The sequence below is a fragment of the Arthrobacter sp. TJ-270 genome (assembly GCF_058269075.1).
Genome location: NZ_JBZCNB010000011.1, coordinates 1 through 23,496, shown reverse-complemented (window position 1 = coordinate 23,496; position 23,496 = coordinate 1). Strand labels below are relative to the sequence as shown.

Annotated in this window: 17 protein-coding genes and 2 pseudogenes; 12 read left to right on the top strand and 7 right to left on the bottom strand. The window is 63.2% G+C overall.

From position 1 onward, the window contains the following. Nucleotides 1–481 precede the first annotated feature (481 nt). The 5 genes from AC4D2M_RS16015 to AC4D2M_RS15995 all read right to left on the bottom strand — a co-directional run bounded on the left by AC4D2M_RS16015 (nt 482) and on the right by AC4D2M_RS15995 (nt 6,925). A complete protein-coding gene (locus tag AC4D2M_RS16015; RefSeq protein ID WP_490892891.1) occupies nt 482–1,669 on the bottom strand; it encodes an acetyl-CoA C-acetyltransferase in 1,188 nt (395 codons plus the stop codon). Between the two features lie 75 nt (nt 1,670–1,744). Further along, nucleotides 1,745–3,850, bottom strand: coding sequence for a 3-hydroxyacyl-CoA dehydrogenase NAD-binding domain-containing protein (locus tag AC4D2M_RS16010; RefSeq protein WP_490892890.1), 2,106 nt, complete (start codon nt 3,848–3,850; stop codon nt 1,745–1,747). A 129-nt stretch (nt 3,851–3,979) separates the two neighbouring features. Then, nucleotides 3,980–5,503, bottom strand: coding sequence for a TRAP transporter large permease (locus AC4D2M_RS16005; RefSeq protein WP_490892889.1), 1,524 nt, complete (start codon nt 5,501–5,503; stop codon nt 3,980–3,982). 5 nt (nt 5,504–5,508) lie between these two features. Then, nucleotides 5,509–6,087 carry a TRAP transporter small permease gene (locus tag AC4D2M_RS16000; protein ID WP_490892888.1) on the bottom strand — a complete coding sequence of 193 codons (579 nt, stop codon included), beginning with the start codon at nt 6,085–6,087 and terminating at the stop codon, nt 5,509–5,511. 31 nt (nt 6,088–6,118) lie between these two features. Then, nucleotides 6,119–6,925 (bottom strand): SDR family NAD(P)-dependent oxidoreductase, encoded by an 807-nt coding sequence (locus tag AC4D2M_RS15995; RefSeq protein ID WP_490892887.1) that lies wholly within the window; start codon nt 6,923–6,925, stop codon nt 6,119–6,121. Between the two features lie 328 nt (nt 6,926–7,253). Here AC4D2M_RS15995 and AC4D2M_RS15990 point away from each other — a divergent pair, with 328 nt between their 5' ends. The 7 genes from AC4D2M_RS15990 (at nt 7,254) to AC4D2M_RS15960 (ending at nt 15,182) form a co-directional block, all read left to right on the top strand. Beyond that, nucleotides 7,254–8,630 carry an NAD-dependent succinate-semialdehyde dehydrogenase gene (locus AC4D2M_RS15990; protein ID WP_490892886.1) on the top strand — a complete coding sequence of 459 codons (1,377 nt, stop codon included), beginning with the start codon at nt 7,254–7,256 and terminating at the stop codon, nt 8,628–8,630. Between the two features lie 29 nt (nt 8,631–8,659). Beyond that, on the top strand, nt 8,660–9,961 hold the full coding sequence (locus AC4D2M_RS15985; RefSeq protein ID WP_490892885.1) for a CaiB/BaiF CoA transferase family protein: 1,302 nt from the start codon (nt 8,660–8,662) through the stop codon (nt 9,959–9,961). A 16-nt stretch (nt 9,962–9,977) separates the two neighbouring features. Further along, on the top strand, nt 9,978–11,180 hold the full coding sequence (locus tag AC4D2M_RS15980; RefSeq protein ID WP_490892884.1) for an acyl-CoA dehydrogenase family protein: 1,203 nt from the start codon (nt 9,978–9,980) through the stop codon (nt 11,178–11,180). A gap of 47 nt (nt 11,181–11,227) precedes the next feature. Further along, entirely contained in the window at nt 11,228–12,454 is a 1,227-nt protein-coding gene (locus tag AC4D2M_RS15975) for an acetyl-CoA C-acyltransferase (protein ID WP_490892883.1), read from the top strand. A gap of 59 nt (nt 12,455–12,513) precedes the next feature. Beyond that, a complete protein-coding gene (locus AC4D2M_RS15970; protein ID WP_490892925.1) occupies nt 12,514–13,284 on the top strand; it encodes an enoyl-CoA hydratase/isomerase family protein in 771 nt (256 codons plus the stop codon). 2 nt (nt 13,285–13,286) lie between these two features. After that, complete coding sequence (locus tag AC4D2M_RS15965) at nt 13,287–14,165, top strand: 3-hydroxyacyl-CoA dehydrogenase family protein (RefSeq protein WP_490892882.1); 879 nt, start codon at nt 13,287–13,289, stop codon at nt 14,163–14,165. Between the two features lie 117 nt (nt 14,166–14,282). Then, nucleotides 14,283–15,182 (top strand): LysR substrate-binding domain-containing protein, encoded by a 900-nt coding sequence (locus tag AC4D2M_RS15960; protein WP_490892881.1) that lies wholly within the window; start codon nt 14,283–14,285, stop codon nt 15,180–15,182. Between the two features lie 537 nt (nt 15,183–15,719). Here the strand turns inward: AC4D2M_RS15960 and AC4D2M_RS15955 are convergent. Beyond that, nucleotides 15,720–16,079 (bottom strand): annotated as a pseudogene (locus AC4D2M_RS15955) (CoA transferase); the annotation flags it as partial. Nucleotides 16,080–16,280: 201 nt separating this feature from the next. After that, entirely contained in the window at nt 16,281–17,639 is a 1,359-nt protein-coding gene (locus tag AC4D2M_RS15950; RefSeq protein ID WP_490892880.1) for an aminotransferase class III-fold pyridoxal phosphate-dependent enzyme, read from the bottom strand. A 124-nt stretch (nt 17,640–17,763) separates the two neighbouring features. On the opposite strand from AC4D2M_RS15950, the gene AC4D2M_RS15945 reads away from it, so the two are divergent. The 5 genes and pseudogenes from AC4D2M_RS15945 to AC4D2M_RS15925 form a co-directional block, all read left to right on the top strand. Beyond that, nucleotides 17,764–19,203, top strand: a complete 1,440-nt coding sequence (locus tag AC4D2M_RS15945) for a PucR family transcriptional regulator (RefSeq protein ID WP_490892879.1) — start codon at nt 17,764–17,766, stop codon at nt 19,201–19,203. 380 nt (nt 19,204–19,583) lie between these two features. Beyond that, entirely contained in the window at nt 19,584–20,747 is a 1,164-nt protein-coding gene (locus tag AC4D2M_RS15940; RefSeq protein ID WP_490892878.1) for an alcohol dehydrogenase catalytic domain-containing protein, read from the top strand. A 33-nt stretch (nt 20,748–20,780) separates the two neighbouring features. Beyond that, on the top strand, nt 20,781–22,268 hold the full coding sequence (locus tag AC4D2M_RS15935; protein ID WP_490892877.1) for a flavin-containing monooxygenase: 1,488 nt from the start codon (nt 20,781–20,783) through the stop codon (nt 22,266–22,268). A gap of 110 nt (nt 22,269–22,378) precedes the next feature. Next, a complete protein-coding gene (locus AC4D2M_RS15930) occupies nt 22,379–23,218 on the top strand; it encodes an alpha/beta hydrolase (protein WP_490892876.1) in 840 nt (279 codons plus the stop codon). Between the two features lie 100 nt (nt 23,219–23,318). Beyond that, a pseudogene (locus AC4D2M_RS15925) lies at nt 23,319–23,496 on the top strand (NAD-dependent succinate-semialdehyde dehydrogenase); the annotation flags it as partial.

Genomic DNA, 23,496 nt, shown 5'->3' with positions numbered 1-23,496 from the left:
ACGGCCATTCACTACCCGGTCCGGCAGCACCAACCCCCTCATCCATGAGCGATCTCCCTGATCGTCAAACCCAAAAGGAATCTCGATGAAAAGCATTCTTCATCAGCAAGCTCAAGAGAGGGAACGTGTAAATGCAGCCCGACGACGGCAGGCGGCAGTCCAGTTCCAGGGCGTGGTGATTGCCGGGGCGAGGAGTAGGGGGCAGCTGCCCCGCTTAGGGATAAATTCAAGCAGGTTCACGCTCCCATGCAGCTTTGAACGCCAGGCGCTGACTACCAACACTGCTGCCCCTTACGAAATCAATGCGTCGCACTCTGCCGACCGGGCTTAAATCGTTCCAAAGCTCTTCAGCCACTCCAGCCCAAGCGAGCCATGTTGCGGTTGCTTTTGGTAGGATTCTTGGTTGATGTAACGGTTGAGGTACGCAGGCGAACTCCAATGGGGGGTTCGTCCGTTTGCTGGAGAATGGGGATACGGTAGTTCAGCGCGAAAGCAGCAGCGCTTCTCCTTGGCCCCCGCCGCCGCACAGTGCCACGGCTGCTTTGCCGGTGCCGCGGCGCACTAGTTCGTGCACTGCGGAGACGAGGACCCTCGCGCCGGATGCGCCGATGGGATGGCCGAGGGCAATGGCTCCGCCGTTGACATTGACCTTATCCATGCTGAGGCCAAGCTGTGCCGCCGAGTGCAGGGCCACGGAGGCGAACGCTTCGTTGATCTCCACGAAGTCCAGGTCCTCCACTGACCACCCGGCCGTACTGAGTGCTTTGACGATGGCGCGGGCAGGTTTGTCGGGCAGGGAGGTGTCCGGGCCGGCGGTCTGCCCCGGAGCCCCCACCGTCGCAAGAATTCTGAGGCTGTGGGTCTCAGCATAGGAACGGGTGGTCAGGACGACGGCGGCAGCACCGTCGTTCAGCGGTGAGGCGTTGCCGGCAGTCGCCGTACCTGTTGGGGAGAAGGCTGGCCGGAGTTTGCCGAGTGATGCTTCGGTGCTGTTGGCGCGCACGCCCTCGTCGGTCGCGGCAAGCTCGGCCTCCCCGCGGCGCCGTGGTACCTTAAGTGCGACGATCTCGGCGGCGAAAAGCCCGGTAGCCTGGGCAGCGGCCGCACGCCGGTGGGACTCAGCGGCGACCCTATCCTGATCGGCGCGGTGGATGCCCAGCGCCTCATTGGCGCGGTCGGTGGCGAGCCCCATGGCCTCATGATCGAAGGCGTCGGTGAGGCCGTCGTGGGCGGCGGAGTCGATCAGCGCTGCATCTCCGTAGAGGTGCCCGGCCCGGGAACCTGCCAACAGGTGCGGGGCGTTGGACATGGATTCCTGCCCGCCCGCGACCACCACCGTGGCTTCTCCCAGCTGCAATAGCCGGCTTGCCTCTATGATGGCGCTTAGTCCGGACAGGCACACCTTGTTGATGGTGACCGCGTGGGCACTGAGCGGGATGCCTCCTGCGACTGAGGCCTGCCGGGCGGGATTCTGGCCGGCACCCGCCTGGAGCACATGGCCCATGATGACAGCTTCGACGGCGTCCGGCTCGACCCCTGCCTTCTCCAACGCGCCGGCGATCGCCGCGCCGCCAAGCTCAACAGCGGTCAGCGGGGCGAGCTGGCCCATAAGCCTGCCCTGTGGCGTGCGCGCGGCGCCCACGACGACGACATCTGTACTGCGATTCATTCTTCTCCTTGGACGTGGACTGGCAAAAACTCTTGGTCTTCGTTGCGGCGGCGGTAAGGGCCAGCGTTTTGCAGGCTAAGTGGATGCCGGAGCGTGTATCCGGAGCTGCGGGTGGAAGGTGGTGCCTGTTTCCCGGTCAAGCAGCGGGGTCAGGCCGCCGGTGTGGAAGGGGTAGTTGGCGCCGAGGATCATGCACAGGTCTATTTGTTCCGGGCCGGCCACCACACCTTCCTCGAGCATCTCGGTGACTTCTTCGGCCAACGCGGTCAGTACCCTGGCGCGGACCGTGCCAGGATCTGGGGCGATGGACGCCGGGAGCAGGGCGGCCGCGGCAGTCGAGATTCCGCCGTCGTCCAGATACCCCGGCAGTCCCGCGGCCACGAGCGCCGATAGGCTGGTGCTGACGCTGAACCGCTGCGGGTAGGTCTGGTTCATTTTTTCGCAAATGTGCAGCTGAACGGCCGGGCCGATGAACTGCAGCAGTTGCAGCGGCGTCATGGGCAGGCCCAGCGGGTCGAGGGCGTGGTCCACATTGTGCGGGTCGGCGCCGTCGTCAAGCAGGGCGAGGACCTCGGTGAAGAGCCGGGTCAGGACGCGGTTAACTACGAAGCCTGCCGTGTCTGTGACGAGCACGGGCGTCTTGCGCAGCCGGCGGGCCAGCTCGAATGCCGTTGCCAGGGTGGTCTGGTCCGTCTGCGGGGTAGAGATGATTTCCACCAGCGGCAGTACGGCTACAGGGTTGAAGAAGTGGAAGCCGATCAGCCGGCCGGGATTCGCGAGGGCCTCGCCCATGGCCTGGATGGACAGCGAGGATGTGTTGGTCAGCAGCAGGGTGTCCGGGCGGAGCAGGGGTTCGAGGTCGGCGAACACAGCGCGCTTTACGTCCAGCTCCTCGAAGACCGCCTCGATGACCACGTCGCAGTCCGCGAAGGCGGCCTTGTTGGTGTCGCCTGTGACCAGGGTGCGGATGACGGCGGCGGCGGCGGCATTCAGGCGGCCGCGGTCCACGAGCTTATCGAGTTGACCGGCTACCCAGCTCAAGGCCGCGTCAACACGGTCCTGTGAGAGGTCCGTGATATGTACCGGCACGCGCAGCTGCTGCGCAAAGATAAGGGCGAGCTGGCTGGCCATCAGGCCTGCGCCGACGACGCCGACAGCGCGGACCGGCGAAGGTTCGACGGTGGGACGGCCCGCGGGCTTCTTCGCCAGCGAATGTGTTACATGGAAGGCGTAGATGCTGGCGCGGGCCTCGTCGGAGAGCAGCAGCTCGCCGAACGCCCGGATCTCCGCGCCCGGGCCTGCAGATCCGGCGGGGTCCGCGCCAGCCCCGGAGATGAGTTCCAACGCAAGGTAGGGCGCCGGCGCAGCACCGTGCAGACGGGAATCGAGCTGGGCCCGGACGTCATCCAGCGCGGCGTACCCCGCGCCGGAGGCGACGTCGGGCTTGGGGCCGTCTGCACTGGTCCGAACAGTGTCTGGGGCCAACGCCGTGCCAGAGAGAATGCCGACGGCGAAGTCCAGCGAGGCAGCCATGAAACCTTGTTCCGGGAGCACGGCGTCAACCAGACCAAGTTCAGCGGCAGCCCGCGCGGAGAGGTTCTTCCCCGCAAGCGAGTCCGAAATTATGAGGCGGGCTGTCAAGGCGGGGCCGATCAAAGCCACAGTGCGTGGGATGCCGCCCCAGCCCGGGATCAGGCCCAGGCGCGCCTCGGGAAAGCCAAGGGCCCGGACTGAATCCGCAACCACGCGAAATGAAGCATGCAGGGCCAGCTCGAGTCCCCCGCCGAGCGCAACACCGTTGATGAATGCAAACGTGGGCACGGGAAGCGACTCAAGTAAACTAAACACCTCAAGCCCTTGACGTGCGACGCTCTCGGCGTGTTCCGGCGTGGCGGCCTCGATCATTTTCTTCAGGTCCGCGCCGGCGCAGAAGACTGGACCCGTACCGGTCACGGCCACCCCATCCACCTTCGACAGATCCACACCGCGCACCGCGGCAGCGAAATTGGCCAAGGATGCCGGACCCAGGGTCACCGGGCGGCGGTCGGGATTCTCCAGCGTCAGTACGGCAAAGCGGTAACCCTTATGGCCAAGATAGTCAGTCCGGATCTCCGGCACCGCCTCATCCGAAGCGGACAACTCGCCCCAAGTGGCGTAGGTCAGTTCGGGCTTCTCGGACACGGCGCTCCCTTGCGTGGATGGTCCCGGCTGGCCGCAGCCCGCGCGTGACAAGATCTCGCCGGCGCTCGGCAAACCGTTGACGGCTTGGGAACGACCGGGGGCTTCCGGGCCAGCCGCGGCTCGTCAAGATCAAGAGGCGGATGAGATGGACGGCAGCCAAGTGGCGATCTCAGGCCAAAAGATGAGGATGACCAGGAATAAGATCGCGAAGGGCAGGAACCAGAGGATCGACATAAACACATCGTTCAGGGTTATTTTCACGCCCTGGTTGACCTCCTTCCGCTTCGTCAGGTTGTACGTGATGTAGGCCAACACGCCCACCGGCGGGGTGATCATGCCGATCTCGCCCAGAATGACGATGAAGACACCGAACCAAATCAGGCTGATGTCGTAGAACTCAAGGGCTGGCATCAGCAGCGGGACGGTCAGCAGGATCATTGACATGGTGTCAAAAAACATGCCCATGAAAATGTAGAGCACGATTAGGGCAATCAGAAACCAGAACCGCGGCAAGTCCAACTCCAGGATGAAGTTGGTCACCTGGCCAGCGACCCCAGTAACGGCCAGCATGCGCGTGAGCATCTCGGCCCCGATCAAGATGAAGAAAATTCCAGCCGTGGACCGGGCGGCATTGACGAGGGACTTCGCTACCTGCTTCAGCGGGTCATTGCGACGGGTGTAGTATAACGCGAGCAGCAGCGACATGAAGGCCGCGGCGGCTCCGGCCTCCGTAGGCGTGAAGACTCCGGTGAAGAGACCGCCGAACAGCACGAGCATGATCAGCGGGAGCCCCCACAGGCCGAGCAAGGACGTGAACCGTTCACGCCATTTGATGTCCTCCTGAACTGCTTTAGCATCCTTGCCGCGGCCCATCATCTTCGGGAGAACGATGCCCATCATAAGGAACAGCAGGGCGAACATGGCGCTGATAGCCAGGCCGGGAATGATGCCGGCAAGCAACTGGGGACCCACTGGCACCGACACGACGCCGGCGTAGACCACGAGAATGATGCTGGGCGGGATGAGCTGGCCGGCGAGACCGCCGGTGAGGATGGCCCCGACAGCGACGCGTCGGTCATAGCCGACCTTAAGCATCTCGGGGATACCGGCCTGCCCGAGAGCGTAGGTCATGCCAATGGTGGACCCACTAACCGAAGCAAGCCCAGCACCGGCAGCCGTCGTGCCGATAGCGAGCCCGCCGGGCAGCCAGCCGAACCACAGGTAAGTCGCCTGATACAGGCGCTGGGTCAATCCCGATTGGGTCAGCAGGAAGCCCATGAGGATGAACATCGGCAGCACCGACATCGACCAACTGCTGGACGCAGTGAAGGGCGCCGAGGACAAGACGTTGACGGCGGCCGCCGCACCGCTGACGTGCAGCAACCCGGCGACACTGGCGAGGGACAGTGCAACGCCGATCGGGAGACCAATGAGCATCATGGCCACCATGAGGCCAATGGCCCAGAGTCCCGCCACCTCGTTGGTCTGGCTGGTAAACAAACCGATAGCCAAAGCGACATTGACGGCGATAAGGATCCAGAACCTCACCGTGGTGTTCTTGTGTTTTGTGGTGTCCTGCTTGAACCCGTAAGTACTCATCCCCAGTGGGGACAGGCCTGTGGGCGGGTGTTCGGCAATTACAAATTCCTTCATGATGTTTAGCCCCTAACTGCTTCAGCGTCGATATCGGAGACGGGTTTGCCGGTCCCCGTGTTCAAGGGGTGCTCAGGGTTTTTGAAACCCATCCAGGCATCGAGGGCGAAGACGATCGTCGCCACAGCGAATCCGAGGGGTACGAGGTAATAGGACGGCCAGACGGGCAGTGACGTGATGCCGGCCGTCGCGTGGACGCGGGTCTGCTTCAACGCCTCGCCAAATCCGTACCACGCGAAGGCGAGGCAGAGGGCTGCCGAGAGTACGTTGACGATCAGCCGGATCCAGGAGAGGTTACGCGGGTTCATAGTCTCGACCGCCAGAGTCACGTCGATGTGCTCTTTCCAGACCTGGGCGCCGGCGATGGCTAACAGGATGGCCGCCGGCAGGAACCATTGGGCAACGATTTCGTTGGCGCCATACAGCGGTGTGTGGAACCACGTGCGCCCCACGGCGTTGCCCAGGGACACGAGCATCATGAACAGGAGGGCAAGAGCTGCTAGTCCACTGAGCAGCCAGTCCAGTCTCCTGATGAGTTTCAGCATAACGGTTTCTACTTCCTCGTAGGTTGCTGAGGTGACCATCGGAAACGGCAAGCCGAGGATCACTCATGGTTTAACGGACGAATGGGACCGGGGAACGAAATCCCCCGCGGCTCCCCCCATCAATGCGAATAACCTCCGCGTTGATGTAGCGGTTCTCCGAGATATGCAGGGCCAAGCGGGCGAATTCGTCCGGGTCGCCCACACGACCGGGGTACGGCACATGGCGCTCAATCTTTGGCGTGTCGTCAAGAATCGGCGTGTCGAACAAGCCCGGCGCAATGGTCACCACACGGACCCCCAAGGCTGACAACTCCCGCGCCAACGGCAACGTCATACCGCTAATGGCAGCCTTGGAGGCAGAGTATGCCGACTGACCGGCCTTGCCGTCGGTCGCCGCTCCTGAGGAGGTCAGGATGATGAAACCGTTCTCCTCCTCGGGATGCCGACCGTTCCGGCCCAGCAAGGACGCACCGTGACGGACAACGGAGAACGTGCCCAAAATGTTGGTGATCAGAACGTTCTCAATGCTGCCCAAGTTGTCCAGCGGGACGTGCTTCTCGGCATCGGTGAGCTGGCCCGGATTCTTCGGTCCGAAGCCTGCGATGCCAGCACAATGAACTACGCCACGCAACTCCTCGTCGGCCTGCTCGACCGCCTGCTCGACCGCCTTGAATGCTTTGCGGATATTCTCGTCATCCCGCACGTCTACCTGGTGGAAGACGATGGGTCCATCGATACCGCGCATGACGGGGGTCGTCGATTCAGCCTGCATGTCGAAGACATGGACTGTATAGCCGGAGGCAGCGAAGCGCAGCGCAGCGGCGGCACCGAGTCCGCTGGACCCCCCGGTGACGACAACGGCTGTTCGCACAGTCATACTGGCCTTCCTCACGGGTAATGGGTGGTTGAGATGTGAACAGTATTCTGTGAGACTGGTTCTGGCAGAAACTATACAGACATGTTCGTATAGGTCGTGGCCCACGTTACACCTGTGAAGTGTGACACGCCACCCCGGCATCCACGAGGCAATGGAAAACCATGAACCAAGAGCACTTTCGCGGACTGACCCCGGTCTGACCCAGTAAGACCCGGCAGCCGATTCATGTCATAAAATCATAAATGATCCAGGTAATAAGTATTGGACTGCATAGCTGCCAGCTGCGACTGTAAGCAAAGACGACCATCCTGCAGAAGAGAGTCAGACGATGAGTAACTATGCGACCATCAACCCGGCAACCGGCGAACGCGTTGCCGAGTTCGCATCCCTCAGTGACGAGGATGTACAGGACGTACTGAAACGCTCGTTCACCCGATACCGTGAATGGCGCTCGGTTCCGCTGGCCGAACGCCGTGCCATCCTCACCCGCGTGGCAGAACTGCACCGGGAGCGCTCTGACGAGCTGGCCTCCCTGTTGACCCTTGAAGTAGGGAAGACGACGGCGGAGGCCAAGGGTGAGGTCGCCCTTGTTGCCTCCATCTATGACTACTACGCGACCAATGCCCAACGCTTCCTCCGCGAGGAGACGCTGGACATCAAAGGGCCGGGCAAGGCCGTGGTCCGCACCGAACCCATCGGCCCCCTTGTAGGCATCATGCCGTGGAACTTTCCGTACTACCAGGTGGCCCGTTTCGCCGCGCCCAACATCGCACTCGGCAACACCGTCATCCTGAAACACTCCCGTAATTGCCCGCAGTCGGCCCTGGCCATCGAGGCAGTCTTCCGCGATGCCGGGCTGCCGGCCGACGTCTATATCAACGCATTTGCCACCAGCGCCCAGATCGCCACGATGATCGCGGACCCGCGGGTCCAGGGCGTCTCCCTGACCGGATCGGAAAAGGCCGGGTCCGCCGTGGCAGAGGTCGCCGGACGCCACCTGAAGAAGTATGTGCTGGAGCTGGGCGGTTCCGACCCCTTTATCGTGCTGCCCGATGCGGATCTGGACGAAGCCGTGGCAGGAGCCGTTGTGGGCCGCATGTTCAACGGTGGCCAGGCCTGCACCGCCTCTAAACGTTTTATCATTGTCGGCGACATCTACGACGAGTTCCTGCGCCGCTACACCGAAGCCATGTCCGGGACCACGCCCGGTGACCCCACGGATGCAAAAACGACCTTCGGTCCGCTGTCCTCCCAGTCAGCCGTCAAAGAAATTGACGGGCTGGTCCAGGACGCCGCCGCTAAGGGCGCAACAGCCTACACCGGCGATGCCGGCCCGGACGGACCGGGCGCCTACTACCCTGCCACGGTCCTGACCGGCGTGACACCCCAGATGCGCGCCTACTCGGAAGAGGTCTTCGGCCCGGCAGCAGTGGTCTTCCACGTGGACTCCCCCGAGGCTGCCATCGACCTGGCCAATGACTCCCCCTACGGCCTGTCCAGCTCCATCTACACAGCCGACATCGACTACGCCCAGCAACTCGCCGACCAGCTGGAAACCGGCATGGTGTGGATCAACAGCATCAGCCGCAGCGCCCCGGACCTGCCCTTTGGCGGCGTCAAGCGTTCAGGCGTAGGGCGTGAACTCGCCCAATACGGGATCAACGAATTCGCCAACAAAAAACTCATCCGGATCCCCAAGGCATAGATTCAGCACCCGCGGATTCAAGGAGCATCGTGACGATTGCAACAAGCCCTACCGGCGACAGGGATCAGGCCGCAGAGTTCGCCGCACCAGACGCGCCGCTCGGCGCCGACATGTTCGGCCGTACCGGCAGCGGACCCCTTGCCGGGCTCCTCGTGGCCGACTTCGGCCGCGTGCTCGCAGGCCCCTACTGCACCATGCTGCTGGCTGACATGGGCGCCACGGTGGTGAAGATCGAAAGCCCTGACGGTGACGAAACCCGCGCCTGGAAGCCTCCCGTCCGGGACGGCCAGTCCACCTACTACCTCTCGATCAACCGGAACAAAGGCTCCATCTCCCTCGATCTCCAGGACCCCGAGGACCGGCGCATCGCCCAGGAAATTGCCGGGCAGGCAGACGTGGTAGTGGAGAACTTCAAACCCAACGGGCTGAACAGGTTCGACCTGGACTACGACACGGTTGCGGCAACAAACCCCGGCGTCATCTACGCCTCCATCACCGGATTCGGGACGGCCGGCGGCGCGTCCCTCCCCGGCTACGACCTCCTGGTCCAAGCGCTGTCTGGACTCATGAGCGTGACCGGCTCACCCGAAACCGCCGCATACAGGTCCGGCGTGGCCGTGTTCGACGTGATAACCGGCCTGCACGCGGCCATCGGCATCCTGGCCGCCCTCCAGGAACGTCAGCGCAGCAACAAAGGCCAGCGGATCGAAGTCAATCTGATGTCCTCCGCCCTGTCCGGCATGGTCAACCAGACCGCCGGATACCTCCTCAGCGGCAGTGTTCCCACCCGGCTCGGGAACGAACACCCCAGCATCTACCCCTATGAGCCAATGGCCACGGGCGAGGGCGACATTGTGATCGCTATAGGCAACGACCCCCAGTTCGGCCGGCTCTGCCAGGTGCTTGGCACGCCAGCCTTGACCGGCGACGACCGCTTTGCCACCGCTCCTCAGCGCAGCCTTAACCGCCAGGCACTCAGGCCACTGCTGCTGGAGGCCCTGTCCAGCCGAGGTTCCGCCGAGTGGTTCGAGGTCCTCACAGAGGCGCGGATCCCCTGCGCGCCGATCAACGACGTCCGCCAGGGACTTGAATTCGCCGAACGGATCGGCCTGGATCCCATCGTCAAAGTCGGTGCGGGCGAGTCCGCGCTGCCGGGGATCCGCAACCCCATCACCTTCTCCGACACCCCAGTCAGCTACGACATGGCCCCGCCGGATCACAACGCCCACCGAGAGCCGATTCTCGCGTGGCTGCGCTCCGCATCCGAAGAGTCCCCGACCCCAGAAGCAGCGGCCGCCGCTGCAGCGTCGTCACAGTTCCAGCAAGCTTAGAACGGACAGTTCAATCATGACCACCACAGTTGATCAGCGCACAGCGCTCTCCGATTACTTCCTGTTGGATGCCGACCTCACCCCCGAGGAGATCGGCATCCGGGACAAGGTCCGTACGTTCGCCGAGCACCGTGTCCTGCCGGTCATCAATGAGTTCTGGGAGAAGGCAGGGTTCCCCACCGAACTGCTGCCGCCGCTGGCTGAACTGGGAATCATCGGGACCATCATCGAGGGTTATGGATGTCCGGGGATGAGCCGTAAGGCCGCCGGCATGGTGGCCCGTGAGATGGCCCGCGCCGACGGCAGCCTCAACACTTTCCTCGGTGTCCACTCCAACCTGTGCATGGGTGCCTTGAACATCCTCGCCAGCGACGAGCAAAAGGAACGCTGGCTCCCGGCCCTGGCCAGGATTGAGAAAATGGGTGCCTTCGCCCTGACTGAACCTGACCACGGCTCCGATTCCGTCGCGCTGGAGACCAGCGCCCGTCGCGACGGTGACCAGTGGGTGATCAATGGCCACAAACGGTGGATCGGCAACGGGCATGTCGCGGACGTCATTGTCCTGTTCGCCCGGAACACCGAGGACGGGAACGTCAACGCGTTCGTCATCGAAAAGGACGACGACGGCAGTTACCCGGCGGGGTACTCCCCCACTGTGATCACCGGCAAGGTGGGCAAACGCGCCATCCTCCAGGCCGACATCGTCATTCAGAAAATGCGTCTGCCCGCGGCCAACAGACTGGAGGGATGCCACTCGTTCCGTGACGTGTCCCGGGTCCTGCAGGCCACCCGCGGCGGAGCCGCATGGGAAGCCGTGGGCCACGCCATGGCCGTCTTCGAAATCGCCGCCGATTACGCCCAGACCCGCCACCAGTTCGGCAAACCCATCGCTTCCTACCAGCTGGTCCAGTCCCGGCTGGCGAATATGCTCAGCGAGCTGACCACCATGCAACTGCTGTGCACCCGGATGGCCGAACTCGCTGACCGCGGCCATCTCACGAGCGCTCAGGCATCCATGGTCAAGATGGCCACCGCCCAAAAAGGCAAGTGGATCTGTAACGAGGCACGTGACCTGCTCGGCGGCAACGGTCTCCTTTTGGAGAACCATGTCATCCGCCACATGACCGATATGGAGGTGGTCTCCACTTACGAGGGCACCGATTCCATGCAGGCTCTCATTGTGGGCCGCGACATAACCGGCATTTCCGCCTTCAAGTAACCCTTCTGATCCGGCAAACGGACAGCGACACGAACAAAGGAAAAAACATGGCTGAGGCCTTTCTGATTGGCGGCGCGCGAACGCCCGTCGGCCGCTACGGCGGCTCCCTCTCCTCCGTACGCCCGGACGATCTCGCGGCACTCACGGTACGCGCCGCCGTCGAACGCGCCGGCATTGACCCGGCAGTGGTGGACGAGGTCATCCTCGGCAATGCCAACGGTGCCGGCGAGGAGAACCGCAACGTAGCACGCATGGCCTGGCTCCTCGCGGGTTACCCCGATAGTGTCCCGGGCATCACTGTCAACCGGCTCTGCGCCTCGGGCCTGTCAGCCATCATCATGGCCAGCCACATGATCAAGGCAGGAGCTGCGGACATCGTGGTCGCCGGTGGCGTGGAATCCATGAGCCGCGCCCCTTGGGTCATGGAAAAACCCGATAAGGCCTTCGCCAAGCCCGGCGCGGTTTTCGACACGTCCATCGGCTGGCGCTTCACCAACCCGGCGTTCCTGAGCGGCGAGCGTTCCCGTGACGGCAAGGCCTCCTTCTCCATGCCAGAGACCGCCGAGGAAGTCGCCCGCGTCTACGGCACGTTTCGGGATGACTGCGACGCCTTCGCCGCCCGTTCACACGAACGTGCCCTGGCGGCGATCAGCGCCGGCCGGTTCGCTGACGAAATCGTGCCCGTGAGCGTTGCCGGGCGCAAGGGCGCTACCACGCTGGTGGACACCGACGAAGGGCCCCGGCCCGGGACCACGCTGGAGGTCCTCGCCGGACTCCGGCCTGTCGTCAAAGGCGGCTCCGTGGTTACCGCCGGGAACGCTTCCTCCCTTAATGACGGAGCATCAGCGATTATCGTCGCCTCCGAAGCCGCGATAGAAAGGTACGGCCTGACGCCGCGGGCACGGATCCTGGAAGGCAGTTCGGCAGGAGTAGCGCCCGAGGTTATGGGCATCGGCCCGGTCCCCGCCACCCGCAAGGTCCTGGACCGCGCCGGACTCTCCGTCGGTGACCTGGGCGCTGTCGAACTGAACGAGGCCTTCGCCTCACAGTCCCTTGCGGTCATGCGCGAACTGAAACTGGAGCAGGAAATCGTCAATGCCGACGGGGGCGCCATCGCCCTCGGCCACCCGCTCGGCTCCTCCGGGTCCCGGCTCGTCGTAACCCTCCTTGGGCGGATGGAACGCGAACTTTCAGGTAACGCCCGCACGCTAGGCCTCGCGACCATGTGCGTCGGCGTCGGTCAGGGAACAGCCCTGCTCGTGGAAGGCGTGTAGTGACTACTCAGGAAATACACGACGCCGTTGATGCAGCAGGTACCGGCCACGGGGCCTTCCTGGAGGCATCGACGTTCACGACGTTGCAGCCTAGCGAGCGGGAGGACCGGCTTCTGGTTCGCTTGCACCGTCCGGAGGTGCGCAACGCCATTGACGACGCCATGGTTCACGAGCTGCACACCGTCTGCGCGCACCTGGAGACAACACCCAAGATCCTGATCCTGACGGGCACGCCGGCGGACACAGCAACCGGTTCAAAGGCATTTTTTGCCTCCGGTGCCGACATCGCTCAACTCCGCGAACGCCGTCGGGATGATGCCTTGGCCGGCATCAACTCCTCGCTATTCGACCGAATCGCCAAGCTTCCCATGCCGGTGATCGCCGCCCTGGACGGGTTCGCTCTAGGCGGCGGCGCCGAGCTTGCCTACGCCGCCGACTTCCGCATCGGCACCACTGGCCTCCGGATGGGCAACCCGGAAACCGGGTTAGGCATCGTCGCCGCCGCTGGGGCCACCTGGCGGCTCCGCGAACTCGTTGGTGAGCCGCTGGCCAAGGAAATCCTCCTGGCCGGGCGTACGCTGACCGGCGACGAGTGCCTCCGGGCAAGTCTCATCACGGAACTCGTGGAACCCGGGGAACTCCTGACGGCGGCCCACTCACTGGCAGACCGCATCGCGCGTCAGGACCCCCTCGCGGTTCGCCTGACCAAGACCGTCTTCCACGCACCTCGTGAGGTTCATCCCATCATCGACACCCTCGCCCAAGGCATCCTCTTCGAATCCCAGGCGAAATTCGACCGCATGCAGCAGTTCCTCGACAGGAAGAAGTAACCGTGAGCACCAGCAATCAAACAGCTCCAACAGCACTCCTCCCGGCAACTGTTGGCATTCTGGGCGGCGGCCGTATGGGTGCCGGCATCGCCCACGCCTTCCTCATCCATGGTTCCACAGTGACGATCGTCGAGCGTGATGAGAACGCAGCCCGCAGCGCCAGGGGACGCATCGCCGAATCCGTCGCGAGATCATATGAGCGCGGCGTGATTGACGGCAACCGAAAAGAGGTCCTTGACCGCTTTTCGACGAGCGTCGACTACTCCGAGTTCGCCTCCTGCGATCTGGTGGTCGAGGCCGTTCCGGAAGATGAAAAGCTCAAGACAACCGCACTTACCGCCGTGGCCGAGCACCTTGCCCCGCATGCCTACCTCGCCACCAACACCTCCTCCTTGTCCGTCAGCCGGCTTGCCGAATCGCTGCCGAGGCCGGAGCGCTTCCTGGGCCTGCACTTCTTCAACCCGGTGCCGGCATCGACGCTTATCGAAGTGGTCATCGCGGAGAAAACCTCCGAGGAGACCCTCGCCGCGGCGAAGCAGTGGGTGGACGGACTGGGAAAAACCGCTGTAGTGGTTCGGGACGCCCCGGGCTTCGCCTCATCACGCCTGGGAGTCGTCATCGCGCTGGAGGCGATGCGGATGATTCAGGAGGGAGTGGCCACTGCCGAGGACATCGACAACGCCATGGTCCTGGGCTACAAGCACCCGGTGGGGCCCCTTCGCACCACGGACATCGTGGGCCTTGATGTGCGTTTGGGCATCGCCGAATACCTGCACACGGCGCTGGGTGACCGATTTGCACCGCCCCAGATCCTCCGCGACAAAGTCGCGGCCGGCGAACTGGGTCGGAAGTCCGGCAAGGGCTTCTACGACTGGCACTAACCGCCGAACTTGCTCGTCACCCGGGCCTCAGGGGTGTCAGGGCATTTATGCAGATTCAGGCACTGATGCCCCGCCCGGTGATACTCTTGCCTCAATAATGTATGGCGGAGGAGAACCATGGACGTTGGCCAGCTGAAGGCCTTCCTCGCCCTGGCTCATGAACTGCACTTCGGGCGGGCGGCCGAGCGGCTGCACATGGCCCAGCCACCTTTGAGCCGGATTATCAAGCAGCTCGAAACCGAGCTGGGGACGCGCCTGCTCGACCGCACCACCCGATCAGTGAAGCTCACAACCAGCGGGCAGGCACTGATCGCCCCGGCCACCGAAGTTCTCGAGGCGCTTCGCCGTGCCGAGGAAGCCGTGATATCCGCCGAGAAAGGCGAGACGGGGTTAGTGCGGATTGCCTTCGCCGGCGTGTCCACACACCAGTTGGTTGCCCGGCTCGCCCGTCAGGTGAAATCCAACCGTCCGGGAATCCAGCTGGAGTTGTCCAGCCAGAACTTCGCCCTCCCGGCGTTGAAGAAGCTGATACAGGGGGAAACAGACATTGCACTGGGACGCTGGGACGCCATCCCGGCAGAAATCTCCTCCCGGGTGGTGATGCAGGATTCGCTGGTGTTGGCAATGCCCGATACCCACCGGCTTTCCGGCGCCAGCCGGTTGGCATTGGGGCGGGTTGCCGGAGACGGCTTCGTCTCACTGACTCCCTTCGAGGGTGCTGTCCTGCCCGACCGGCTCCACCGTCTGGCACAGGAAGCCGGCTTCGTAGCGGACGTGGTCCAAGTGGCTCCGGACACGCAGACTGCACTCGCCTTGGTCAGTGCCGAAGTGGGCTGCCACCTGACCCTCGCATCGGTTGCCAGGCACGCGACCGATCCGCATGTGGTCTTCGTCCCGCTCGAGGACTCGACAGCCGATGTCCACCTCAGGGCAGCGTGGCGGCGTGATGACCCCAGCAAAGTGGTCAAGGCCGTCCTGGATGAAGTCATCAGCCTCGACGAGGCCGCACAGGGCTGAACCCAGCGAGCCAAAAGGCGAATTGGAGCCGGAGATGCCGGCCGTCAAGACGGCCATAATCTCGCCCTGTCCGTAAAACCTCGCGAGTCTTCCAGCGGCCGATCCGACATGCGGCGCTGGAACCTTCTCTTCAAGATGACCTGGGTTGTCCCCAGACTTAATCCATTGGAGCAGAGCCACGTTTGAAGTTTGGAGGTTCCAGCTAGGCACGAGCGTACTCACGTCGGCCTGAACGTCCACGCTCTCACGGTCGTCGCTTGCGCGATCGACGGCGAAATGGGTGAAATACTGCGGACACGGCTGAATCCGGACCACGGTGGAATTCTGGCGTGGATTCAGTCGCTCCCGGGCGCGTGCCGCGTGGTCTATGAGGCAGGGCCTACTGGTTTTGTCTTGGCCGGGGCGTTGCGGGAGGCCGGCGTCGATTGTCTGGTTACGGCCCCGTCGAAGCTCCAGCCGCCATCCGGGGAAGATTGACTGGATCCGCCCGCCAAGACTCGTGGAATTAGGCTCGGAAAGGGCGGCGAGGATGCCGATCGTGGCATCCTTCGCTGTCAGTACACCGACCAGAGCGACGACCTGCGGGTCACCGATAATACTCATCAGTCCGCCGTCAGCAGGCACTATGAAGTCGAATCCGGGCAGGTCACGGCCGCTTTCCGAGCCGAAACCCGAAATTGATGCGTACACCAGGCCTAGGTTCTCCTCGGCCAGTGACTCATATCCGAGGCTCAGTTCGGTGAGCCATGCGGGTTTGAAGTTCTCCACCAGGACGTCGGCGCGGCGTGCCAGTTCCCGGGCAAGCTCCAGATCCTCGGGGTCGGTCAGGTCAAGGGTGACCGAATCCTTATTCCGGTTGACGCTTTCGAAATAAGTCGCGCTTGTCTTTGAGGAAGGTGGCGCCCACTGCCCGGTGTCATCCCCGGTTCCGGGGCGCTCGACCTTGTTGACCCGGGCACGAGATCGGCCAGGGTCATGGTCACGAGCGGACCGGCGAGCACGCGGGAGAAATCGGCGACGACGATCCCCTCCATGTGTGCGCCGGAGCCCGCACCCGACCTCATAGCTGACCCCGCCGGGTCCACCTTCCCCGGAAAATCATGATAATACCGACCGAATGGATGCCTCCAGCACCGCAAGGCCCTCGTCGAGGACGTCCGCTTCGATTCCGAGCGGAGGTAGCAGCCGGATGATGTTTCCATTGGTGCCGCAGGTAAGAGTCAGCACACCATGAGCGTTGGCTGCCTTCGCGGCCGTGGTGGCAAGGTCTCCACGGGGACCGGAGGCATCGCGGAATTCGATTGCCATCATTGCACCCCTGCCACGAACGCCTGCGACGCCGTCGAGTTCTAGAAGCGGCTCCAAGCGGCGCCTGACTACGGCTTCGATGACAGTGGCGTTCTCCAGGAGCTTGCCGTCTTCGAGGAGTTCGAAGACAGCCAGGGCGGCCTCACATGCTACAGGGTTGCCGGCGTAGGTCCCGCCGAGACCACCGGTGTGGACTGCGTTCATAAGTTCGGCGCGGCCTGTAGTGGCCGAAAGCGGCAATCCGCCGCCAAGAGCTTTCGCGGACAGTGTGATGTCCCCGGCAACACCTTCGTGCTCGGAAGCGAACAGCGTGCCGGTCCGGCCCATGCCGGTCTGGATCTCATCGATAACCAGTACGATGCCGTGGCGGGTCGCGATTTCACGAATGCCTTTTAGGAACCCGGGGGCCTGGACAATGAAACCGCCCTCGCCCTGAATCGGTTCGATGACCATAGCGGCGAACGTTTCCGCGCCCTGTTCTGCCAGAAGTGCCTCGATCTGTTCGAGTGCATTCCCCGGTCCGTCAGGAGAAGTGTGGGCGGGCGCCGTCGGTCCGCGGAAAACTGAGCCCGGCAGAGGTCCGAAGTTGAGCCGGTACGGGTTCTCCTTTGCTGTCATCGCCATCGTGAGCTGGGTGCGGCCGTGGTAGGCCTCGTCGAAGACGAGGATGTTGGGGCGGCGAGTGGCTGCCCGGGCGACCTTAATGGCGTTTTCTACAGCCTCTGCGCCGGTGGTGAACAGAGCGGTCCGCTTCTCGAAGTCGCCGGGGGTGTGCTCGTTGAGCCACCGGCAGACTTCGACGAAGGACGCATATTCGGTCACCATGAAGCAGGTGTGGGCGAAGCGCTCAAGCTGGGCGGCTGCGCGCTTGGCCACCTTCGGGTTTGCAGCGCCAACGCTAGTCACGGCAATGCCCGAGGCGAAATCAATAAGATGGTTGCCGTCAACGTCTATAAGCAGCGCGTCCTGCGTGTGGTCAATGAACACGGGCAGAGTAATACCAAATGCGTCGGTGACGTGCTGGCGGCGTTCGGCCTCCAGCTCGAGGGAACGCGGGCCCGGAAGCTCGGTGAGCAGGCGGCGTGCTGTGGCCTTAACGGCGGCCGGATCCTTGGCCTGGTTTGCGGCGAGTTCTGATGTGACAGTCATGGGTCCTCCTCGTGTGGTGAAATCCACCATAGGGACAGGCCGGTGACGTGCCGCTGGACGATGTGTCCAGAGATGTTCAAGGATAAGTCTCAACGTACAAAAGACGGTCGCCTACGATTTACCCATGATCACCCTCGCGAGGCTTGTTGAGGCTGCGAAGCGCGACTTGGCGCCCTACTGGCCCATTCCGCTCCCCCGCGTTGAACTGACGGGCGTGCACGTGTCCGAGCTGGAGGATCCCACGATGTTCCTCTATGGTGGCGAGCTTCTCCTCACTGTCGGACTGCAGCTCACCGGCCTGGATGGAGATGCGCGCGAAGAGGCAGCTAAAAACTATGTGCAGCGTCTGGTGGAAGGCGGCGTGGCTGCTCTGGGTCTCGGCTTGGGCTCAGGACATGCCATGGTGCCGGACGAACTGCGGGCGGCCTGCGTGCATGCTGGCCTTCCTCTTCTGACTATTCCCCGCGAGTCCCCGTTCCTGGCCGTGTCGCGCGCATACTGGGAGCTTGTCAGGCAGGGTGGTGAAGCCGAACTCACCGCTCTGTTAGGGCTTCAGGTGGCACTGACGCGGGCCGCCGCGCAGGATGACGCGGAACCGGAGATTGTCCGAGAATTGTCCCGCGCTCTGGGTACCTGGGTTGCATACCTGCCTGAAGGCGACGGGGCCCCATCTTCGGCCGCCAACGGTGCTGAACTCCCGCCGGGACTGCTGACCGAACTCACCCAGGAATCCGCCATTTTGCGGAACTCGCGCCGAGGTGCCACCGGCAATATTCAACTGGCATCCGGTGTTGCCTCCCTCTACCCGGTATCTGACGGTCCGGCCGCCTCGGGCTACCTGGCGTTAGGCAGAAGCGGGCAACTGGCTGCTGCCGAGCGGCACTTATTCCTCACCGCATCCACGCTCCTGGCGGCCAGAGCAGCCGGACAGCGCAGCGCCGCGGCTGCGCGTCGACGCGCTGAGGGTATGCTCGCAGCGCTGGTCCTCGAAGGACATGACGATGCAGCCCGGCTCCTTGCAAAGCAGATGGAATCCGACCCACTACCGGAAACAGCCTTCGTCGCGGTCCTGCCCGATAGCGAACAGCTGGCGGCGCAGCACGCTCTGTCCGGGCTGGTACTCGAACGTTCCGGTGTCGTATTTATGCTTCAGGCAGCATCGAGCCCCTATCCGACGCTGCCGAAAGGTGTCCGGGGTGCATGGGGTGGCCCGATGCCACTACGGCGCCTTCACGAAATCGGGGCGCAGGTGGCCGAGGTTGCCGCCTCAGCGCCCGCCGGTCAACTGATACGCGTTGGTCACGGCCTCGACCTGCCGGCAGACGAATGGGTGGATGAACTCGCTTCCCACACCGGGCAGCTACTTGAAACGGTCCGCTCCTACCTGGCCCACCGCGGGCAATGGGAGGCGGCCGGCCGCGAACTAGGCGTGCACCGGAACTCGGTCCGCTACCGAATTGCCCAGGCTAAGGAACTGCTGGGGGTTAACTTGGATGACCCCGATGTTGCCGCCCAGCTCTGGCTCGCCCTAAGAGGTCGTTCCCAAGCGACCCCGAACGACTAAGTCGCATCCCCAGCCCCGCTGGCCGGAAAACAACCGGCCACTGGACGAAGCGACCCCTGATGAAGATGCCTATCCCGTGCCACGTGGGGCTCCCCATGAACGCGGTTACACAACTGCCCCCGCACACTCTTTGACGCATCGTACAAAGGAAAGCGCATATATCGACTTTCTGCACCGAGACGCAGTCCTACCGGCTGCCTAATCTCAATGGACAGTCCATCGCCGGAGGAACGATCCCTCCTGGGGGGAATGAGCACACCCGTCGCAGGAGGAACGATGAGCAACATACGGCAGCACACATGGTGCTGCTCAGCGCCCTGCGGTCCTTCCCAAAACAACTTCGCCCTGCACGGCTTTACTGCACCACTGAGAGGACAATCGTGACGATCGAAGCTACGAAGTCAAACGCGAAGCCGGCCACCGGCGCCAGGACCATACGCGGGGCGGTACTTGAGGCCATAGGAGCAGAGCGGCCCTACGCGGACACCCGTCCCATCCATGTGGAGAACCTCGAACTCGAAGGTCCTGGCAAGGGCGAGATCCTGGTCCGCATCGAAGCGGCCGGCGTATGCCACTCCGACCTTTCCGTCGTCAACGGGGACCGGCCGCGACCCGTTCCGATGCTTCTTGGCCACGAGGCGGCCGGCATAGTTGAGGAACTGGGCGAGGGCGTCAATGACATTTCCTTGGGCCAGCGCGTCGTTATGACCTTCCTCCCCCGCTGCGGCGAATGTTCAGGATGCAACTCCAACGGCATAACGCCGTGCGAGCAGGGCAGCGCTTCCAATACTGAAGGATCGCTGCTGGGCGGGAACCGCAGACTCTCCCGCCAGGGTGACCAGGGTGAGCCGGTTCAACACCACCTTGGAGTCTCGGCATTCGCCACGCACGCCGTGGTCTCACGCCGTTCCGTTGTGCCGGTCGGATCCGACGTCCCGGCGCACATCGCCGCTTTGCTCGGTTGCGCCCTTCTCACCGGCGGAGGAGCCATCCTTAACGTTGCCAAGCCGGGTCCTTCGGCCCGGGTAGCCATTGTCGGTCTGGGCGGAGTAGGCATGGCGGCACTCATTACGGCCATCGCCACCGGAGTTGAACACGTCGTCGGCATCGATACCTTGCCAGCCAAACTGGAAGCCGCCCGGAACCTTGGTGCCGCGGACGCCATGACCCCTGTTGATGCCCTGGAACGCGGCGGAAAGTTTGACGCCGTCATCGAGGCCGCCGGACACCCGCGCGCTCTGGAAGCTGCTATCGCACTGACAAAGCCCGGGGGCGTCACTGTCACCGTGGGATTGCCGGCACCGGGCCAGTCGGTCTCCATCGACCCTCTGGCCCTGACAGCAGAAGCCCGGTCGATCGTGGGCAGCTACCTCGGCTCAGCAGTCCCGGAACACGACATCCCGATCTACGAACAGCTCTGGCGATCCGGCCAGCTGGCAGTTGAAGGCCTGGTCTCCGACACTATGCCGCTTGAAGAAATCAACCGCGCCATGGACACGCTCGACGGCGGCCATGCACTGCGCCAGATCATCACCTTTTCCTGACCACCCATATTCCAGCTCCGAAGAGAGAACATCATGCCCTCCACAAATGACCACATATACAGCGCAATCATCATCGGCGCCGGCTTCGGCGGCCTGGGCCAGGGAGCCCAGTTCGTCCAGGAAGGCATCGAGGACTTCCTGATCCTCGAGCGCGGCAACGATGTGGGAGGCGTATGGCGCGAGAACACCTACCCCGGTGCCGCATGCGACACCCAAGCTCTGGTCTACTGCTACAGCTACTTCCTGAACCTCAAGGTAACCCGGATGTTCGCCGGCCAGGAGGAACTCCAGGGCTACCTGCGTTCCATGGTTGAGGAATTCGGGCTCGGCAAGCACGTCCACTTTGGTCAGAACATCACCGCGACTGAATGGGATCAGGACCGCCGCCTTTGGACCGTGCACACTACAGACGGTTCAGAGTTCCTGACCCGTTCGGTGGTGGCTGCCTGGGGCCAGCTGAACGATCCGAACATCCCCAACTTCCCCGGCACCGAAACCTTCGAAGGCGTTGCTTTCCACTCCTCCAAGTGGCGGCACGACCTTGACCTGACCGGCAAACGCGTCGCTTCCATCGGCTCCGCTGCAACCGCCGTTCAGTACGTGCCCGAGGTTGCCAAGATCGCATCGAACCTGACCGTATTCCAGCGCTCAGCCAACTACATCCTCCCCCGTGACCAGTACATCTTCACCGAGGAAGAGAGCGCCCGCTTCCAGGAAAACCCGGACACCTACCGCCAACTGCGTCAGGAAATCCACGAATTCCGCGAAGCCGGATTCGAACGTACCCGCCGCCACACCGCAGCTTCAGAGGAAGGAGTCGAACTGGCCCGCCAGCACCTCGAGACCCAGGTCTCCGACCCTGAACTGCGGGCCAAGCTCACCCCCGACTACGACTTCGGTTGCAAGCGCATCCTGCGGAGCGACGACTTTTACCCCGCGCTGACTCGAGAGAACGTAGAACTCGTGACAGAAGCAATCACGGAATTCACACCCCGTGGCCTCCGCACCGCTGACGGCGTCGAGCACGAATTTGATGTCGTCATCTACGCCACCGGGTTCAAGAGCCACGCCTTCATGGGCTCCATGCGCGTCTCCGGGCGCGACGGAATCGGCCTCGACGAGCGATGGGGCAACGCCCCGGAAGCCTACCTGGGCATCACCGTCGACAACTTCCCCAACCTCTTCCTGGTCTACGGCCCCAACACCAACCTCAACCACAACTCGGTCGTTTCTATGTTGGAGGCCCAGCACCGCTACATCGCCCAGGCTGTCCAGTACATCGCAGCTGATGAATCTCGGTTCCTGGAAGTAGACCGGGCGGTAGTCGAGAAGTTCAACGCACACGTTCAGGAAGAACTCCAGAAGTCTGCGTTCTCCTCCGAATGCTCCTCCTGGTACAAGAACGAGGACGGCCGCGTCATCAACAACTGGTCCGGAACCGTCGAAGAATACCGGGCCCACACCCACGATCTCCAGCTCGACGACTACCTGCAGCTGGCCGAATCCGGGCCCGCAAAGTGAGAAAAACCGACCAATTCAGCGGGAGGCCCGTAGCGCCGGACGCTACGGAGGTCCTGCAGAAATTCCGGGCCTCCGGCGGGCGCCCGTTTCACTCCTACCCTGTAAAGCAGGTGCGCGAGCTCTACGAGAGCGGCTGCGCTGCCAACGGACTGAGCGGTGACCCGCTGTCGTCGATCAAAGAAGTCAACGTGGAGGAATTCAGGGTTCGGGTCTATGACCCCCGCAACACCGGAGGACCCACCCCCGCCGTCCTGTTTTTCCACGGCGGTGGATGGGTCATGGGGAGCCTCTCAACTCATGACGGGTTGTGCCGTCGATTGGCCTCCCTCACCAACCTGCCCGTCATTGCGGTGGACTACCGGCTTGCCCCGGAGCATCCCTACCCGGCCGCGATTAACGACAGCCGCAGCGCGATGCGTTGGCTATTTGATGCCGGCAACGAGCACGGCCTGGACGTAACCGAGGCTGTGCTCGTCGGTGACAGCGCGGGCGGGCAATTGGCCGCAGTCCTGGCCAACGAGAACGTCACCACGACGGATCCCCTGCCCGTCGTTGGCCAGGTCCTCATGTACCCCATGGTGGACCTGACCATGTCCTCGCCGTCCTACAACCGCGTCACAGATGGGTTCCCCCTGGTTGCCGACACCATCGCCTGGTTCGCGGGCCATTATCTGCCAGAGTGGGTCGACCGCTCTGCACCAGAAATCAGCCCCGCCGTGGCTCAGGTCCCTGCAGGACTGCCGCCAACGTACGTGATCACTGTGGACAACGACCCGCTGGTTGATGAAGGCGCGAACTACGCCGCCGCACTAGCCCGGGCAGGCACCGAAGTCCTGTACCAGCACCTTCCCGGATACGCCCACGGGTTATTCACCTCAGCGGGACGTATTCCCCGTGGAGAACAAACAGTGGACCAGGTCGCTGCCTTTATCAGGGACCGCACCATCTGACTGAGAAGGAGGCGTCCCTTCATCTGATCAATCAAAGGACGGCGATAGCCCGCCACCTAAGGGCGAGTTATCGCCGTCACTCACGTTCTTTAGGAATCTCATGACTACTGCCCTTGTCGATCCGACTGCTGTGTCACGCCAGCGTGAGGCCGATCTCCTCGCCTCTGTCCCTACCCGCCTATTGATTGGTGGTGGGTGGCGGGAGGCGTCCGACGGCGGCACTTTCGACGTGCATGATCCCGCCACCGGCGAGGTGCTTGCGACTCTCGCGTCGGCGA

What these genes read in the sequence shown, in the direction of transcription:
- AC4D2M_RS16005 (WP_490892889.1), bottom strand. Translation starts at nt 5,503, where the DNA reads ATGAAGGAATTTGTAATTGCCGAACACCCGCCCACAGGCCTGTCCCCA.
- AC4D2M_RS15960 (WP_490892881.1), top strand. Translation starts at nt 14,283, where the DNA reads ATGGACGTTGGCCAGCTGAAGGCCTTCCTCGCCCTGGCTCATGAACTG.
- AC4D2M_RS15935 (WP_490892877.1), top strand. Translation starts at nt 20,781, where the DNA reads ATGCCCTCCACAAATGACCACATATACAGCGCAATCATCATCGGCGCC.
- AC4D2M_RS16015 (WP_490892891.1), bottom strand. Translation starts at nt 1,669, where the DNA reads ATGAATCGCAGTACAGATGTCGTCGTCGTGGGCGCCGCGCGCACGCCA.
- AC4D2M_RS15990 (WP_490892886.1), top strand. Translation starts at nt 7,254, where the DNA reads ATGAGTAACTATGCGACCATCAACCCGGCAACCGGCGAACGCGTTGCC.
- AC4D2M_RS16000 (WP_490892888.1), bottom strand. Translation starts at nt 6,087, where the DNA reads ATGGTCACCTCAGCAACCTACGAGGAAGTAGAAACCGTTATGCTGAAA.
- AC4D2M_RS15975 (WP_490892883.1), top strand. Translation starts at nt 11,228, where the DNA reads ATGGCTGAGGCCTTTCTGATTGGCGGCGCGCGAACGCCCGTCGGCCGC.
- AC4D2M_RS15995 (WP_490892887.1), bottom strand. Translation starts at nt 6,925, where the DNA reads ATGACTGTGCGAACAGCCGTTGTCGTCACCGGGGGGTCCAGCGGACTC.
- AC4D2M_RS15950 (WP_490892880.1), bottom strand. Translation starts at nt 17,639, where the DNA reads ATGACTGTCACATCAGAACTCGCCGCAAACCAGGCCAAGGATCCGGCC.
- AC4D2M_RS15945 (WP_490892879.1), top strand. Translation starts at nt 17,764, where the DNA reads ATGATCACCCTCGCGAGGCTTGTTGAGGCTGCGAAGCGCGACTTGGCG.
- AC4D2M_RS15980 (WP_490892884.1), top strand. Translation starts at nt 9,978, where the DNA reads ATGACCACCACAGTTGATCAGCGCACAGCGCTCTCCGATTACTTCCTG.